At 66.0% G+C, this 15583-nt stretch carries 14 protein-coding genes and 1 pseudogene; 8 read left to right on the top strand and 7 right to left on the bottom strand.

Annotated features, from left to right (window positions below; all coding sequences use genetic code 11):
- Positions 1-14: 14 nt before the first annotated feature.
- The 3 genes from ABZ948_RS07920 (at position 15) to ABZ948_RS07910 (ending at position 2583) form a co-directional block, all read left to right on the top strand.
- The gene (locus tag ABZ948_RS07920; RefSeq protein WP_359758066.1) at positions 15-1106 is read left to right on the top strand and encodes a Gfo/Idh/MocA family oxidoreductase; all 1092 of its coding nucleotides are present in this window, start codon (positions 15-17) and stop codon (positions 1104-1106) included.
- The gene (locus tag ABZ948_RS07915) at positions 1103-1630 is read left to right on the top strand and encodes a heme-degrading domain-containing protein (protein WP_359758065.1); all 528 of its coding nucleotides are present in this window, start codon (positions 1103-1105) and stop codon (positions 1628-1630) included. Before ABZ948_RS07920 ends, ABZ948_RS07915 begins: the two co-directional genes overlap by 4 nt.
- An 86-nt stretch (positions 1631-1716) precedes the next feature.
- Positions 1717-2583 (top strand): LLM class F420-dependent oxidoreductase, encoded by an 867-nt coding sequence (locus ABZ948_RS07910; RefSeq protein WP_359758064.1) that lies wholly within the window; start codon positions 1717-1719, stop codon positions 2581-2583.
- A 104-nt stretch (positions 2584-2687) separates the two neighbouring features.
- On the opposite strand, the gene ABZ948_RS07905 is transcribed toward ABZ948_RS07910, so the two are convergent.
- From ABZ948_RS07905 to ABZ948_RS07895, 3 genes are all read right to left on the bottom strand, one after another.
- Positions 2688-3545: a fumarylacetoacetate hydrolase family protein gene (locus tag ABZ948_RS07905; RefSeq protein WP_359758063.1), complete on the bottom strand. Its 858-nt coding sequence runs from the start codon at positions 3543-3545 to the stop codon at positions 2688-2690.
- A gap of 176 nt (positions 3546-3721) precedes the next feature.
- Positions 3722-4432, bottom strand: a complete 711-nt coding sequence (locus ABZ948_RS07900; RefSeq protein WP_359758062.1) for a YidC/Oxa1 family membrane protein insertase — start codon at positions 4430-4432, stop codon at positions 3722-3724.
- A 104-nt stretch (positions 4433-4536) separates the two neighbouring features.
- Positions 4537-4848 carry a DUF6412 domain-containing protein gene (locus ABZ948_RS07895; protein WP_359758061.1) on the bottom strand — a complete coding sequence of 104 codons (312 nt, stop codon included), beginning with the start codon at positions 4846-4848 and terminating at the stop codon, positions 4537-4539.
- 279 nt (positions 4849-5127) lie between these two features.
- Between ABZ948_RS07895 and ABZ948_RS07890 the strand changes: the two genes are divergently transcribed.
- Both ABZ948_RS07890 and ABZ948_RS07885 read left to right on the top strand, forming a co-directional pair.
- Entirely contained in the window at positions 5128-6603 is a 1476-nt protein-coding gene (locus tag ABZ948_RS07890) for a glycoside hydrolase (RefSeq protein ID WP_359758060.1), read from the top strand.
- Between the two features lie 120 nt (positions 6604-6723).
- On the top strand, positions 6724-7740 hold the full coding sequence (locus ABZ948_RS07885; protein WP_359758059.1) for an SEC-C domain-containing protein: 1017 nt from the start codon (positions 6724-6726) through the stop codon (positions 7738-7740).
- 372 nt (positions 7741-8112) lie between these two features.
- Here ABZ948_RS07885 and ABZ948_RS07880 read toward each other — a convergent pair whose 3' ends face one another.
- The 3 genes from ABZ948_RS07880 to ABZ948_RS07870 form a co-directional block, all read right to left on the bottom strand.
- Positions 8113-9228 (bottom strand): MrcB family domain-containing protein, encoded by a 1116-nt coding sequence (locus ABZ948_RS07880; protein ID WP_359758058.1) that lies wholly within the window; start codon positions 9226-9228, stop codon positions 8113-8115.
- Between the two features lie 343 nt (positions 9229-9571).
- Complete coding sequence (locus ABZ948_RS07875; RefSeq protein ID WP_359758114.1) at positions 9572-9955, bottom strand: very short patch repair endonuclease; 384 nt, start codon at positions 9953-9955, stop codon at positions 9572-9574.
- A gap of 398 nt (positions 9956-10353) precedes the next feature.
- Entirely contained in the window at positions 10354-11652 is a 1299-nt protein-coding gene (locus tag ABZ948_RS07870) for a DNA cytosine methyltransferase (RefSeq protein ID WP_359758057.1), read from the bottom strand.
- Between the two features lie 116 nt (positions 11653-11768).
- On the opposite strand from ABZ948_RS07870, the gene ABZ948_RS07865 reads away from it, so the two are divergent.
- The 3 genes and pseudogenes from ABZ948_RS07865 (at position 11769) to ABZ948_RS07855 (ending at position 14066) form a co-directional block, all read left to right on the top strand.
- The gene (locus tag ABZ948_RS07865; protein WP_359758056.1) at positions 11769-12548 is read left to right on the top strand and encodes an Eco29kI family restriction endonuclease; all 780 of its coding nucleotides are present in this window, start codon (positions 11769-11771) and stop codon (positions 12546-12548) included.
- An 11-nt stretch (positions 12549-12559) separates the two neighbouring features.
- Entirely contained in the window at positions 12560-13336 is a 777-nt protein-coding gene (locus tag ABZ948_RS07860; RefSeq protein ID WP_359758055.1) for an Eco29kI family restriction endonuclease, read from the top strand.
- 69 nt (positions 13337-13405) lie between these two features.
- Positions 13406-14066, top strand: a pseudogene (locus tag ABZ948_RS07855) (HAD family hydrolase).
- A 150-nt stretch (positions 14067-14216) separates the two neighbouring features.
- Here the strand turns inward: ABZ948_RS07855 and ABZ948_RS07850 are convergent.
- Complete coding sequence (locus tag ABZ948_RS07850) at positions 14217-15542, bottom strand: tetratricopeptide repeat protein (RefSeq protein WP_359758054.1); 1326 nt, start codon at positions 15540-15542, stop codon at positions 14217-14219.
- Positions 15543-15583: the final 41 nt, after the last annotated feature.

The following is a 15583-nucleotide window of genomic DNA, read 5'->3' as shown; positions in this document are numbered from 1 at the left end:
CGAAAGTGGGTGGCATGACTGGCACACCCCTCGGCACAGCCCCCGGCTCGCCCCTCCGCGTCGGCCTCGTCGGCTACGGCCTCGCCGGCTCCGTCTTCCACGCCCCGCTGATCGCCGCCACCGAGGGCCTCGCCCTCGACACGGTGGTCACCTCGAACCCGGAACGGCAGCAGCAGGCCCGCGCCGAGTTCCCGGACGTACGCCTCGCCGCCTCGCCCGACGAGTTGTTCGACCGGGCCGCCGAGCTGGACCTGATCGTCGTCGCGTCCCCGAACAAGACGCATGTGCCGCTCGCGACCACCGCTCTCAAGGCCGGCCTGCCGGTCGTGGTCGACAAGCCCGTCGCCGGCACGGCGGCCGAGGCCCGCGAGCTCGCCGCCCTGGCCGAGGAGCGCGGTCTGCTCCTCTCCGTCTTCCAGAACCGCCGCTGGGACAACGACTTCCTCACCCTGCGCAAGCTCATCGACGAGGGCGAGCTGGGCGACGTGCAGCGGTTCGAATCCCGCTTCGAGCGCTGGCGCCCCCAACTGAAGGGCGGCTGGCGCGAGTCCGGCGACCCGGCAGAGATCGGAGGTCTGCTCTACGATCTCGGCAGCCACGTCGTCGACCAGGCCCTGGTCCTCTTCGGCCCGGCCGCGGCCGTGTACGCGGAGTCGGATATCCGCCGCCCGGGCGCCGAGACGGACGACGACACGTTCATCGCGATCACGCACGAGAGCGGCGTCCGCTCCCACCTCTACGTCTCCGCGACGACCGCCCAGCTCGGCCCGCGCTTCCGGGTCCTGGGCTCGCGGGCGGGGTACGTGAAGTACGGCCTGGACCCCCAGGAGGCGGCCCTGCGCGAGGGACGGCGCCCCGGCCCGGACTGGGGCGCGGAGCCCGAGTCGCTGTGGGGCCGCGTGGGCGCCGGCGAGTCCCCGATGACCGGCGGCGGCCGCCCCGAACCGACCCTCCCCGGCGACTACCCCGCCTACTATGCGGCCGTGGCGAAGGCCCTGCTGGAGGGCGCCCCGAACCCGGTGACCGCGCGGGAGGCGGCCGCCGCCCTGGACGTACTGGAGGCCGCCCGTCGTTCGGCCCGCGAGAAGGTGACGGTGACCCTGTGACCCACAAGAGCAACCCCTCACACAGCCAGGAGCTGACCCCGAAGTTCCACCCGGAGCTCACCCCGAGCCTGGAGGAGCTGGAGAAGCAGGAACGCCTCCTGGTCTTCCGCCAGTTCACCCACGACGACGCCTGGGCGCTCGGCTCCCTCCTCGTGGAGCTGGCCCGGGAGCGGCAGGCCCCGGTCGCCATCGACATCCACCGCTCCGGCCAGCAGCTCTTCCACGCGGCGCTGCCCGGCTCCACCCCCGACAACGACGCCTGGATCGCCCGCAAGCGCCGGGTGGTCGAGCGCTACGGCTCCGCCTCCTACCTGGTCGGCGCCCGCTTCCGCGCCAAGGGCACGACGTTCGAGGAGTCCTCGCGCCTCGACCCCGACACGTACGCGGCCCACGGCGGTTCCTTCCCCATCACCGTCGAGGGCGTCGGCGTGATCGGCGCGGTGACGGTGTCCGGGCTGCCCCAACTCCAGGACCACCGCCTGGTGGTGGAGGCGCTGGAGCAGTTCCTGGGCAACGGCCGCTAGCGGGACGGAATGCGTGCCGGATCCCTCCGGTTGGCACCTGCGTACGCATGATCAAGCACGGTGCCCAATCGGAGGGATCGCACCCCATGACCACAGCCCTGAAGGAGACCGTCGGCCGGTACGGCATCTGGAGCGTGGGCCTGCGCTCGGAGGACCCGGACCGGCGCGGCGAACTCGCCGAGGCCGCCGCCGAACTGGAGGAACTCGGCTACGGGGCCGTCTGGCTGGGCGGCAACACCTCCGCCGCCCACGCCGCCCCGCTGATCGAGGCGACCTCGCGGCTCACCGTCGGCACCAGCATCCAGAGCATCTGGCAGCACGAGGCGGACGCCACGGCCGCGGCCTTCGCCGAGCTGGAGTCCACGCAGCCCGGCCGTTTCGTGCTCGGCCTCGGCGTGAGCCACGCCCGGCTCGCGGAGCAGTACCGGCGTCCGTACTCGGCCCTCGTGTCGTACCTGGACGGCCTGGACGCCGCCGGGATGCCCGCGGACCGCCGGGTCCTGGCCGCCCTCGGCCCGAAAAGCCTGAAGCTGACCCGCGACCGTTCCGCGGGGGCGATCCCCTACCTGGTCACCCCGGAGCACACCGCCCACGCCCGCGAGGCCCTGGGCGAAGGCCCCCTGCTCGCCCCCGAACTCGCGGTGGTCCCGGAGACGGACCCGGGCCGGGCCCGCGCCCTGGCCCGCGAGTTCCTGGAGACCTACCTCCCCCTGCCGAACTACACCAACAACTTCCTCCGGCACGGCTTCACCGAGGACGACCTCGAGGACGGCGGCAGCGACCGCCTGGTCGACGCCCTGTTCGCCTGGGGCGACGATACGGCGATCCGCGCCAAGATAGACGCCTTCTTCGAGGCGGGCGCGGACCACGTCGCCCTCCAGGTGGTGAACGAGGAGCCGCGCGACGCCCTCCCGAGGAAGGCGTGGCGCGAGCTGGCGGCTCTGCTGGACTAGAGCTGTCTTCAGGGCCGCGGGGGACCTTCCTCAGGGGCGCGGGGAACTGCGCGACAAGCCACACACGGCCCGCGGCCGCCGACACTTCCGCAGCTCCCCGCCTCTCAGGCTTCCTTGAACTCCTGCCGCTGCCGCCCCAGCCCCTCGATCTCCAGCTCCACGACATCCCCGGCCCGAAGGAACGGCTTCGGCTCGGGCGCCCCCAGCGCCACCCCCGCCGGCGTCCCCGTGTTGATCACATCGCCGGGGTACAGGGTCATGAACTGGCTGAGGTACCGCACGACCTCCGCCACCGAGAAGATCTGCTCGGCCGTCGTCCCGTCCTGCTTCAGCTCCCCGTTGACCCACAGTTTCAGGGACAGCGCCTGCGGGTCGGGCACCTCGTCCGCCGTCACCAGCCACGGTCCCAGCGGGTTGAACGTCTCGCAGTTCTTCCCCTTGTCCCAGGTCCCGCCCCGCTCGATCTGGAACTCCCGCTCGGACACGTCGTGCGCGACGGCGTACCCGGCGACGTGCGCGAGGGCCTCCTCCTCGGACTCCAGGTACCTGGCCGTACGTCCGATGACGACGGCCAGCTCGACCTCCCAGTCGGTCTTGAGGGACCCGCGCGGCACGAGGACGGTGTCGTGCGGCCCGACGACCGTGTCCGGCGCCTTCATGAAGACGACCGGCTCGGCGGGCGGCTCTGCGCCCGTCTCGCGCGCGTGGTCGTGGTAGTTCAGCCCGATGCAGACGATCTTGCCGATCCGCCCCAGCGGCGGTCCGATCCGCAGCCCGGTGGCGTCCAGCGCGGGCAGCTCGCCGGCGTCGGCGGCGGCCCTGATCCGGCCGAGCCCGGCCGCGTCGGCGAGCAGCGCGCCGTCCACGTCCGCGATGACGCCCGAGAGGTCCCGCAGGGTCCCCTCGGCGTCGAGCAGCGCGGGCCGCTCCGCCCCCGCCGTACCGACTCGCAGCAGCTTCATGATCACGTCTCCCTCGATCGCGGGCGCCCGCCCGACGAGCGTGACCCGGATGCGGCGGGGCAGCCATCGGAGGACTGGTCGATCCTCCAAGCTGGGCGTGCACTCCGCAATACCCCGTTCACGTACTGGACCGTCACCTCACCGACCACGACCGGGCTACCGGTACAGCAGACCGGCTACCGGTACAGAACGGCCCGCTCGACGACGCTCCACGTCGTGCTGGTCACCACGTACAGCGCGGCGGCCAGCGGCACGACGGCCACGGTGACGAGCGTGAAGAACGACATGAACGGCATCACCCTGGTCACCGCCCCCATTCCCGGCACCTGCTCCCCGTCCCCGGCCGGGACGACCGGGTTCGCGGCCATCATGCGCTTGCTGAGGCGGTAGCTGAACACGGCGACGCAGGCGACGACGACGAACAGCCCGGCGTACACGAGCCCCGCGCCGCCGAGGAGACCGCCGTCGAGCGCGTCCACCCACCGCTCCCCCAGCGGCGCGGCGAACAACCGGTGGCCGAGCAGCTCATTGGCCTTCCCGCCGATCGTGTCGCTGGAGAACAGGTGGTAGAGCAGGAAGAACGCGGGCACCTGGAGCAGCCCGGGCAGGCAGCCGGCCAGCGGCGACACCTTCTCCTCGGCGTGCAGTTCCAGCACGGCCCTCTGGAGCTTCTCGGGGTTCCGGCCGTGCTTCCTCCGCAGCTCGGCGATCTTCGGCTGGAGCGCGGTGCGGGCCTTCTGGCCGCGCGCGGCGGCCCGGGACAGGGGGTGGACGAGGAGTCGTACGAGCGCGGTGAACAGGACGATCGCGGCGGCGGCCGCGGAGGCGCCGAACAGCGGCTGGAGCAGGTCGGCGAGTCGCTCGACCAGGGTGGCGAAGACGGACATGGGTGAGCCCTCCGGGGGTCTCGTCGTGCCGGATGGAGACATGGCGGCATGACGACCCGCGCGGGGTCAGCTCCTGGAGTTCCTTGAAAGCTCCGCGAGGTTCCCTACGCGACGGTCGCCCGGAGGGCGTGTCCGGGTGCGCGGGGGCGCGTGCGCCCCCGGGCGTCGGGATCGCGCTGGGGCAGGAAGGCCGTACGGCGATCCCGGTCGCGGATGGCCGTACGCACTCGGGTGCGCGGCACGGTGGGCGCGCAGCGTGAGGCGACGACGGCGCAGACCGCGAGGGCGGCGGAGGCCGCGGCGGTCGCGGCCAGGGCGACGGTGGCGGAGAGGCTGCCGGTGTCGAGCAGCGCCACCTCGACGATCAGGAAGAGCAGCGCGAGCGCGGGACGCAGAGTCGTCCAACCGCGGTTCATCCGGCTGCCCCTCCTCTCATACGTGTACATGCCCTGCTGTTCGTTATACAGCATCGCCCGCCCGAACGGATCCTCGTGCGGGATCGCCCGGCCGAACGGGTCCCCAGCGACACCGCCACTTCGTACACGGGTTTGAGAAAGGTTCGTCGGAACTCTCGACAACCCACCCGCCGCACCCGATGCTTCTCGATGCCATGAGCCCGTCGTCATGAACGGGACAGCCATTCGCGACGCCGGGCCGGGGACCGGCGCCTGCCCCGATTCCTTTACGGAGGAGCCGTGATACGACGCAGATCCCTGCTGGCCGCAGCAGGAGGTACGTTCCTCGGCAGCGCCCTCGCGACGGGCACCGCGCACGCGGACGCCACGATCGCCGTCAACCCCTCGACCACGTACGGCACCTGGGAGGGCTGGGGCACCTCCCTCGCCTGGTGGGCCAACGTCTTCGGCGCCCGGGACGACTTCGCCGACCTGTTCTTCACCACCAAGTCGGTGACGTACAACGGCAGATCGCTCCCCGGCCTGGGTCTGAACATCGCCCGCTACAACCTCGGCGCGTGCAGCTGGAACAGCGTCGGCGGCGAGACGATGGTGGAGTCGCCCAACATCCCCGGCTTCAAGCAGATCGAGGGCTTCTGGCAGGACTGGAACAACGAGGACCCCACCTCCTCGGCCTGGAAGTGGACGGCGGACGCCAACCAGCGCGCGATGCTGGTGAAGGCGACACAGCGCGGCGCGATCACGGAACTCTTCGCCAACTCCCCCATGTGGTGGATGTGCAGCAACCACAACCCCTCGGGCGCGGCCGGCGGCGGCAACAACCTGCAGACCTGGAACTACCGCCAGCACGCCTCGCACTTGGCGGCGACGGCGTTGTACGCGAAGTCGAACTGGGGCGTGAACTTCGCGACGGTCGACCCCTTCAACGAGCCGGCCTCCACCTGGTGGACCGCGACCGGCACGCAGGAGGGCTGCCACATGGACCCGGCGGTCCAGGCGGCCGTCCTCCCGTACATGCGCAGCGAACTGGACAAGCGCGGCCTGACCGGCGTCCGCATCGCGGCCTCGGACGAAACGAACTACGACACCGCCCGCTCCACGTGGGCATCCTTCAACTCCTCGACCAAGGCCCTGGTCTCCCAGGTCAACGTGCACGGCTACCAGGGCTCGGGCGGCCGCCGCGACCTCCTCTACACGGACGTGGTGACGACGTCCCGCAAGAAGCTGTGGAACTCCGAGACGGGCGACAGCGACGGCACGGGCCTGACCATGGCGTCGAACCTCTGCTACGACTTCCGCTGGCTGCACCCCACGGCCTGGTGCTACTGGCAGGTCATGGACCCGTCGACGGGCTGGGCGATGATCGCCTACGACGCGAACACCCTCCAGCCGACCACCGTCCAGACCAAGCACTACGTCCTGGCCCAGTTCAGCCGCCACATCCGCCCCGGCATGACGATCCTGGACACGGGCGTCAGCTACGCGGTGGCGGCCTACGACGCGACGGCCCGCCGCCTGGTGATCGTCGCCGTGAACACGGCCACCTCCGCCCAGACCCTCACCTTCGACCTCTCCCGCTTCACCACGGTGACGGGCGGCTCCGGAGGCCTGGTGCCCCGCTGGAACACGGTGACGACGGGAGGCGGCGACCTCTACACCCCGCGCTCGGACATCCGCCTGAACGGCAAATCGGTAAGCGTCCCATTCGCGGCAAAGTCGGTCCAAACGCTCCAGATAGACAACGTGACGCTGTAGCCGGACTCGGCGACGGTTCGGAGCGAACCGTAAAGCCCTGGTGATGAGCGTGAGAGTCGGCCGGGGGTCTGGCCTGCGCATCTCTCACGCTCGTCACCTCCCGGCAGTACGGTGTCCCCCATGCGCCCCGACACGCCTGCCGAAAACGTCGACCACACCGCCGAGGCGGCACGCCTGGAGCGGACCGCCGGCCTGTATCCCGAGGACGCCGAGGCCCTGCTGCTGCGAGCAGCGGCCCACCTGGAACTCTCCGGCGACCGCCCCAGCGCGACGAAGCTCTACGACCGCCTCCTGTCCTCCTCCGAGGGCCTCGACAACCCCCACTTGATCCGGGCGCTCAAGGCCTCGAACCTCTGGGAGTACGGCCACGAGGCCGAGGCCCGGGCGATCATCGAGGGCGTCCGCGCCTCGGCCCCGCGGGACCCGGCCCCCTGGGTGATCGTGGCCGAGTCCCTGGAGTCCCACGACGAGCTGGAAGCGGCGCACGACACCTTCACGGAGGCCGTGCGCCTCCTCCTGACGGACGTGGCACAGCCCCCGCAGCCGACCCACCCGCTCCTCTTCGGCCGCCACCGGGTCCGCCGCATGCTGGGCCGCTCCCACGACGAGTGGGACGCCCTGGCCGACACGGTCCACTCGCTCCCGGTCTCCCTGGACGAACTCCACGACCCCAAGCGCGTGTGGTCCCTCGGCTCCGAGAACCCGGCGGAACTGGAAGCGGAGATCCTCCGCCTCCGCGCGGAACTGGGCGCCTACCGCGAGGCCCTCTCCCGCCCGTTCCCGGTGGCGATCCTCCACTGGCCGGCGGAGGAACTCCGAGAACTCCTCGACGCGTACCCGACGCTGGCACCGGAGTACCCCTCCCACGACGAGCACCTCGCCTCGATAGAGCGCGCCCTCCGCGAACTCTCCTCCTCCGGCACGCCGAACCTCGGCATCGTCACAGGCACGGTCCCGTCGTACGAGGCCTTCGCGGCTTCGGAGGGCACGTCCCCGGGCGACGCGACGCTGCTTCCCCAGTACGCGACGACACTGGCGGCCCGGGGGCGGGCGGTGGCCTGGCCGCCGCAGCAGGGGGCACCTTGCTGGTGCGACTCGGGCCGGGCTTACGGGGAGTGCCACGGCAGCACTGCCTGAGTCCAACAGGGCGCAACGACCACCGGCAGACCGCCGCCGAGCCGACCCGGCGTGCCCGGAGACGCTGACGCGCCCGCAATCCCCGAGCGCCTGGGCACCTCACCCCTGCGCTACGACCCTCTGCCCCCGCTCATCCCGGGCCGCCCGCTCGCTTCTCTCCCGTGCCGGAGCGGCCCGGGTCAAGGGTGGCCCGAAGGGCCATCGGCGCCAGCCGACGCGAAACGCAGCGCAGCGGAGTGAAGCGCCCTTGAGGCGGGCCGCGGAGGCACGACACTGGCCAGGAAGCGGGCGGCCCAGAAAGTGCGGTAGCAACCCGCCCAGCCAGCAGAGCAAGTTAACTGCACTATGCCTTACTTCTGTCAGGTAATTCAGCTACATAGAGTCGTTATTCACAAGGCCCCATGAAGCAGCCCGGGGCGAGCCGCCCCAACCGTCACCTGAGCGCCAGACGGAACCTATACCATGATCTTCCAGGTACTCCGCGTAGTGCCCTATACCCTCGGTGAAGAGAGCTATAAGATAAGGTTTAAGTTCCCCACGCTTTTCATGCCAGAAGTGACTATACTCGAAGAGCTGGGCCACGGCCTGGCGCACAGCGTTTGTGGTGTTTCCGTTCTTTACAGTCTTCCCTTCCACTAGCCAGCTCCGCTGAACGCTTCCGTCGCCGCGTCGCAAAACCAAGTCGCGTGGGTGCATGCCGGCAACGATGGGGGTGTATCCACAAGTGACCGAGTGGTACCCGAAGTCTGCGATCAGCGCTTCATGGCGCCTCGTCCTTCGACGCTTGCCCCCTTGAATGTGGACGTAGTAATCACTGCTGTCCTTTGGGCAGAAACCGTCAAGGGCGTCGCTTGCTGAGTGTTCCTCGGGGAGGTACTCCACTCGAGGATCCGCTGCGTCCGGCATCTGAAGATGGATCCGCTGTGCCACAGTCACGTCACGCAGAAACTTCGACGCCTCCAGTAAATCTGCGGCAAGCATCTCTTCTGTCGGAAGTTTCGCAATTTCATAGCGCCGCGCTATCACGCTGCCCGCCTCATACGACCGGGGGCGCCAGTCGCCGGAACCAAACACCGGTTGGTGACTCCAATTCAGCATCGAGGCCGGTGGGAGAGCCGCGCGCAAACGCTGCGCGCGGGTCTGAAGCTCACGCCGAAGTTCTGAGCGTCGCGGGATGCTCTTCTTCAGGCTCGTCACACCCTGTTGCAGCGTCAGTGTCACTGCCGACAAATCTGCGCTGAAGATATAGGCCAGGTACAGACCATCATGCGGTTCCGTGTTGATCGCGGGATCGTACACACCGATCCAAGGAGTGCCACTAGCGAAGCCCTGGCCGCCATGCCCGTCTGCGGTGAAGCCAGGCGGCAATGGCAGATCTTCCCTTTCCTTCACACTACGGAGAAGAGCCTGCCCCGGTACGTCCTTAGACGCCAGAGCAGTGGCATCGTAGATAGCCGCGATTCGGATGAGCAGATCACGAAGTGGCATGGGTCAAACATTAACCAGTCGAGCCCTCTTCGTTCTAGACTCTTTCGCGCAACAGGCGCAGTCGGTCTCGGCTTCCACTGTCAGCCGCATTGCGGCGGAGACCACTCGAAGAAACGAAAAATTTTCGGTAGCCGCATGCGACCGGCCACCCGCGCTACCCACCGCGCCAAGCACCAGCTCGAGGTGGGAAAACCTCACCTCTTCCTGATCATTGTCGAACCTCGCCGGGTCGTCAATACTGACGGACGTGTGCGCCTCACGCCCTCTTCCAGAGAACGGAGCTAGCGCACGCGCCCGATCCGAGCTGCAGTGCCAGTCGCAACATGCCTAGAAGGCACGCGACTTAGCTTGTCAAGCTCCCAGCCCTGACCATGTTGAGAATCCGTTCTGCGGCCTCGTCAACGTCTTCGTGCTCCCAGACCCGCACAACTGTCCAACCGGCCTCATGTAGTGCGACGTTGGTCGCGGCATCTCGATCCCGATTACCTTCGATCTTCTTTTTCCAGAAGGAGCCACGCTTTCTCGCTGGTCGATGGTGTTCTGGGCAGCCATGCCAAAAACACCCGTCAACGAAAACAGCCACCTTGGCCTTCGGAAACACTACATCCGCAGTACGACGCAACCCTGGCACTGGACGGATTCCCACACGGTAGCGGAGTCCTTTACGGTGGAGGGCGGATCGAAGGAGGCGCTCAGGCTTAGTATCTTTCGCCTTGTTGGCGGCCATGACAGCACGGACCGATATCGAGGACGCAGACGAGGTGGCTGGCAGTTTTTCCTCAGTCACCTGGCCTGCGGCGCGTGCCGCTTCCCACGCCAACACGAGGTTCGCATTGCGGGTCTCGGCGTTAACCTCGCCCACGTACCGCTCTTGAGTTTCGCCATCGACGGACCATCGCAAGTAGGCCCGGATACGCCGAGTTCGACGATAAAGACGTAGCGCGATGGAACCACGCGCGTATCGACCATCCCCTAGAGGAACCGCGCGTCGATGCCTGCCGCCAGCCGCACGATCCTGCTCGGCTGACCTTTTATCCTTAGACATCCCAGGACGAGCTTTGTACGCCCTCTCGGGCGGCATTCGGTCTTTCCACTTCTGCTGCTGCCCAGACGCGGCGTCAGCCATCACTTCTCCCACGATGCATCGAGGGCACCCACGGACTTGAGGGCTGCCCCGACAGCCTCGGCGAACGTCTGGCCGAGCTTCACTGGGACGGCATTACCGAGCTGCCGCATTTTCTCGCCTCGCGGGCCAGCAAGCTGCCAATAGTCAGGGAAGGTCATGACACGCGCAGTCTCACGAACGGTCATGTAGCGGAAGCCAGTGCCATTGAAAGTAACGTCATCGAGTTGCATTACAGACTCCCCCCCTGGCACCCCGTGAACTCCGGCCTTCACTGTCTTCGCCGGCCTGTCTAGAACGTTGGGCGTGTGGCCAGCGTACGCACGCGCCCCCGGCCAACCAAAGTGGTCGGTGATATCGCCGACCTGCTTTTTATTAGCTACGGCGTCAAGAGGGACATAGGGGAGGGGGCTACCTTCATTCTCGTCAATTCCAGCAATCGCGTCGCGCAGGGTACGCCAAGGCTTCAGCTTAAGTTTCCTCTGAACCTCCAGATTTGCGTAATCCAGCTTCGGAAGGTTCGCGATAACGCGTGCCTTGACCTGGGGATCAACAGTTCCGTGTCGCTCCTCCGACCAGTATGCCCCCCCTTCACGCATTGAATCAATCAGAGCTTCGTCGGAGTACTCTGGCTGCGGCTCAAATTCCTTCCAGTTCACTCCAAGGTCAGCCCGGAACGCGATAATGATGACACGGTGCCTGATCTGAGGAACCCCAAAGTCCGCCGCGTTCACCGGAATGGGCTTAACCCAATACCGCTCACCTGCTGGTACAGAATCGTTGGCCAGGAGTTTCTCAAGCAGTTCGTTATGCTCTTCCCAAGTCGCACCGGCTTCCCGCTCAACAAAGGGGAGACGGAGTTCGTTGAGGATGTACTCAAAGTACGGCTTGAAGGAGGGACGCAACAAACCGCGAACATTTTCACAAATGACCGCCTTCGGGCGCATTTGCCGGATGGCCCGGAACATTTCAGGAAACATGTTCCGCTCGTCCTCCATGCCCCTATGGACACCGCCCAGGCTGAACGGCTGGCAAGGAGGCCCCCCTGCCAGAATATCGACCTGCCCCTTGAGGTCCTCGAATCGGTCGACAATGTTGCGCACATCACCCGGAATGAGTGGCCAAGCACCGCCGCCCGGCATCTCGTTGGCCTGAAGTGTTTCGACAGCGCGCTTGGCGTACTCATTCACTAGAAGCGGTCTGAAGCCAGCGTTGTGGACGCCCATGGCGAGGCCACCACCACCGGCGAACAGCTCGACACAGGTTCCCACTTCGTCATGCTTGGTGCGCAGCTCAGACATGAGCGAAGCATACCGCGGAGATGGCGGCAATCAAGACACTTCGCTGAAGTCCCCAGCCTGCACATGGGCTTCACCAGATAGAGTGATGCTGATCACTCACCGAAGGGAGCCGCTTCGTGCGTCTGGAGAACCACGCCGAGTTCAAGCTGAGCATCACCAAGGCGCTCGGTGACCAATTGGCGGACGCGCTCGATAATCTGACACCCGCTCAATTGACTATGGAGAACATCCAGTCGCTGCGCCCCTTGCCAGGCGTCTATCAGCTCTACCATGGCGAAAAACTCGTCTACGTCGGCAAAGCCGATCGCTCCCTCCCTCGCCGCATTGAGAAGCATTTTCGGAAGATTTCCGGTCGCACTAACATCGACATAACTGAAATGAGCTTCACTTGCCTATATGTCGACGAGGATTTTGGTGCAGTCGCCCCAGAAAGGCTCCTCATCAACAAGCACCGAGGTCAAGGAGAGGTTCCGTGGAACTATAACGGGTTCGGCAACAACGATCCGGGGAAGCGTCGCGACACGACGGTAGTCGACCATGAGCACTTCGACCGCACCTACCCCATCGATCTTGAGTTCAGGCTCTCCGAGCTTCTAAGCCTGGAGCCAGCGATGGACGGAACTGTGACATTGGCTTCGCTTCTCACTGCCACGAAAGCCGCACTCCCTTACGTATTCCGGTACGAGTCCTCAAGTATTTTTGAGGAAGTTCGAGTGCCCCATCCGAATGACGGAGTCACGGCTGATGAAATACTGAGGATTACAGCGTCCCACCTACCGAGTCACTGGCAGATTACCGCACTCCCCGGATATGTAATTATGTATGGCAAGCGAGAGCCTTATCCGAGTGCCATTAGGTACTACCGAAATGATGCCGTGATCGACGCGACTGAGTAGGCCACAGAGAGTTGACTGAAGAAATTTTGCCGGAAAATTCCCAGCCAGAGGGCAGCAATCAACTGCACGCCCCCATGAAGCCCCATCCGAAGCCGCGCAAAGCCAAGGCATGGCATGAGGCAGCTCGGCGGCCTACCCCATACAATCCTCTGGATCTGGATAATCTGGGGTGGAACATGGAGGCACAGCTCATGACCTGTGCACCCGAGCCCTTGGCCGAAGTCGCGCCTGTATACGGAAGTGGCGTGTACGCGTTGTATTACACCGGCCAAAATCCTCTGTATGCAGAGGTCAGTTCGCCAGACTGCAAGCATCCCATGTATGTTGGTCAAGCACGAACGGGAGGCGTCCGTAAGGGCCGGGCTCTTGACGACCCGAAAACTGTGGTTCTTTGGGACCGTCTATACGAGCATCGACAGTCGATCTCCCAAGTTCACGATTTGGATATCGCCGACTTCCAAGTGCGCTACCTGGTGGCAATTGAAGCATTCGTGAGCTTGGCAGAACGAGTGATCATTAAGCACTACCACCCCGTGTGGAACAGTGTTGTTGATGGCTTCGGAAACCACGATCCCGGAGCGAATCGTCGACCCACCAGTAGGCGGCCACCATGGGATGAGTTGCATCCGGGACGCTGGTGGTCTCATCCAGCCAATATGCCCACACCAAGCAAGGTTCCCGCAAGCCTCTCTCGCGATCGGATTCGCGCGCTCCTTTCAGGGAAGTTGTCCGAGTCCGAGATCCAATCTATCGAGGTTGAGATCGAATCCGGCGCCGACGACGGGTAAGCGTAAGGGCTCAAAAGAACTAGCAAGGTGAGGCCTCCTTCTATGGCAGCCCATAGCTACCTTTCCAACATGATTCGCGCAGTGGTCTTCGATGTCGGTGAGTGCCTAGTGGACGAGACCCGGATTACGGGACTTGGGCCGACTCGCTAGGTGTCCCCCGGCACAGTTCAACGCGATGTTCGGCGCCGTGATCGCCCAGGGCCGTGACTACCGGGAGACGTTCCAGGAGTTCCGGCCCGGGTTCGATCTCGACGAGGAGCGGGAAAAGCAGGCATCTGCCGGACAGCCGGAGATCTTTGGGGAAGAGGATCTGTACGAGGACGTCCGGCCGACGCTGGCACAGCTCCGGGCCGACGGGCTGTGGCTCGGCATCGCAGGTAACCAGACCGTGCGGGCCGGAAGGATCTTGCGAGCGCTGTTCTCCGACGACGTCGACATGATCGGTACATCCGACGACTGGGGTGCCACCAAGACGGACCCCGAGTTCTTCACGCGGGTGGCCGAGGATGTGCCCTTTGATGTGGACGAGATCCTCTACGTCGGTGATCGGTACGACAACGACATCAGGCCAGCTAGGCAGGCGGGTATGCACACAGCGCTCGTGCATCGCGGGCCCTGGGCCAGCATTCAGTGGAACAGCACCGCGGCCAGAGAATTACCGACTTTCCACGTCAAGGGCCTGCTTGAGCTCACGGCATGTCTGGAAGCGTCCCACGCATCTGCGGACTAAGCGGTCATTGTCACACCGACAGGCCGGCTAGCGGCGGCGGGCCTGGCTCACTTCACGGCGCCTGCCGCAGGGCCACCGCACCGCCGCGGATCCTGACGGGCTTTGTCCGCGGAGCAGAGCGCCCAGTCGGCCCTCAGCTCAAAGTGACGATCAGACGGCCACAGCCACGGCCCGCTCGTACAGACTCCGGGCCGCCGGCGTACGGAGGTGAGGGCGAATCAGGGCCTTCATGTTGCGGACCTTTTCGTCTGCGCTCCCCGACTGCACCAAGGGGTAGTCGTCCAGCACGCGATCCCAGGTGGAGACTGCTTCTTCCAGGCGCCCGAGCTCCAACTGTCGTTCTCCCAAGAGGAAGTTGTAGCGCACGCTGCTACGGCGGTAGTGGCTGTCCCGTAGCTTGTCCGACTCCACCAAGGACTCCACGGCTCCCGACTTGTCGCCCATGGCGTAGCGGACCTGGGAGACGTGATAAGCGAGGGACGACGGCGAGTAGCTGCCGAAGGCCTTCGCCCGGGACTCTGCCTTGTCCATGGCAGCCTCCGCCTCCTTGATGAACACCAGGGCGGTGCGGCGGTCTCCTGAGGCCGCGTAGGAGTGGGCCTGTTGCCCGGCCAGGAACGCCCGCATACGAGGTCCCGCGGCCGGAGATGCCGCTGCCGCGGCGTCGGCCAGGCGGACGGCCTCGGCGTGGTGGCCGAGGTCTACGGCCTGGAGGCTCATACCCCGCAACGTGGTGCAGTAGGTCAGGTGGTCGTCGGCGGCCCCGGCCAGTTCCAGGGCCTTCACGTAGTACCGCTGGGCCAAGCCGTGGAGTCCTTCATCCACGGCCATGAAGCCGGTCAGATACAGGAGATCCGACGTGGCGGACAGCAGAGCCTTCCGTACGTCCTCCGGTGCGTCCGCACGGAGGTGAGGGCTCACGGTGTTGACCAGGAACGCGGCCGCCATGGGCCTGGCGTGACGCCCGCCGAACTGATCGTCCAACTCCGAGATTTTTTCGGTCATGGCCATAACCGCGTCCACTTCCCGAAACCCGATACGGCGGGCCTTGCCGGACTCCACGGCTTCCATGCGGCCCAGTACGTCGGGCCAATCGGGGATCGTGAGGGCTACGGAGAACAGAGCAGCGCCCATGACGCCACGGCGGGACGGATCCATGTCTTGCCTCCCCAGCTCCATCAACCCTTCCAAGGTATCCGTGCGTGGGGACGTTCCCGGGGCGGGATCTGGAAGGCCTGCCTCCACATGAGTCACGGGGCGCGCCAGCTTTCGGGAGAGAGCCTCCACGATGAACCCGCGGACCTTGCGTTGGGGCATCGTCCCGGCAAGCCAGTGACTGACGGCGGACTGGTCATATCGCAAGGATGTACCCGCCTCCGTCCCCAGGCGGTTGACCTCCCTGGCGAACTGGGTCTCGGTCCAGCCCGTCTCATCGACTAAGCGAGCCAGCTTGGTGTTCGGCTTCCGCTCGGCCATGGCCTGACTCCCCGTGTGCAGCCAACTTTCATGGCTTTCAT

This window comes from Streptomyces olindensis, assembly GCF_040645895.1.
Lineage (GTDB): Bacteria > Actinomycetota > Actinomycetes > Streptomycetales > Streptomycetaceae > Streptomyces > Streptomyces olindensis.
Note: the sequence above shows the minus strand (reverse complement) of the source record. Positions and strands in the feature narration are given on the sequence as shown.

Bases quoted from the DNA above. Each gene is read 5' to 3' on its own strand.
- ABZ948_RS07880 (WP_359758058.1), bottom strand. From the start codon at position 9,228: ATGCCACTTCGTGATCTGCTCATCCGAATCGCGGCTATCTACGATGCC.
- ABZ948_RS07895 (WP_359758061.1), bottom strand. From the start codon at position 4,848: ATGAACCGCGGTTGGACGACTCTGCGTCCCGCGCTCGCGCTGCTCTTC.
- ABZ948_RS07870 (WP_359758057.1), bottom strand. From the start codon at position 11,652: ATGTCTGAGCTGCGCACCAAGCATGACGAAGTGGGAACCTGTGTCGAG.
- ABZ948_RS07885 (WP_359758059.1), top strand. From the start codon at position 6,724: ATGCGCCCCGACACGCCTGCCGAAAACGTCGACCACACCGCCGAGGCG.
- ABZ948_RS07850 (WP_359758054.1), bottom strand. From the start codon at position 15,542: ATGGCCGAGCGGAAGCCGAACACCAAGCTGGCTCGCTTAGTCGATGAG.
- ABZ948_RS07875 (WP_359758114.1), bottom strand. From the start codon at position 9,955: ATGGCCGCCAACAAGGCGAAAGATACTAAGCCTGAGCGCCTCCTTCGA.
- ABZ948_RS07910 (WP_359758064.1), top strand. From the start codon at position 1,717: ATGACCACAGCCCTGAAGGAGACCGTCGGCCGGTACGGCATCTGGAGC.
- ABZ948_RS07920 (WP_359758066.1), top strand. From the start codon at position 15: ATGACTGGCACACCCCTCGGCACAGCCCCCGGCTCGCCCCTCCGCGTC.
- ABZ948_RS07905 (WP_359758063.1), bottom strand. From the start codon at position 3,545: ATGAAGCTGCTGCGAGTCGGTACGGCGGGGGCGGAGCGGCCCGCGCTG.
- ABZ948_RS07900 (WP_359758062.1), bottom strand. From the start codon at position 4,432: ATGTCCGTCTTCGCCACCCTGGTCGAGCGACTCGCCGACCTGCTCCAG.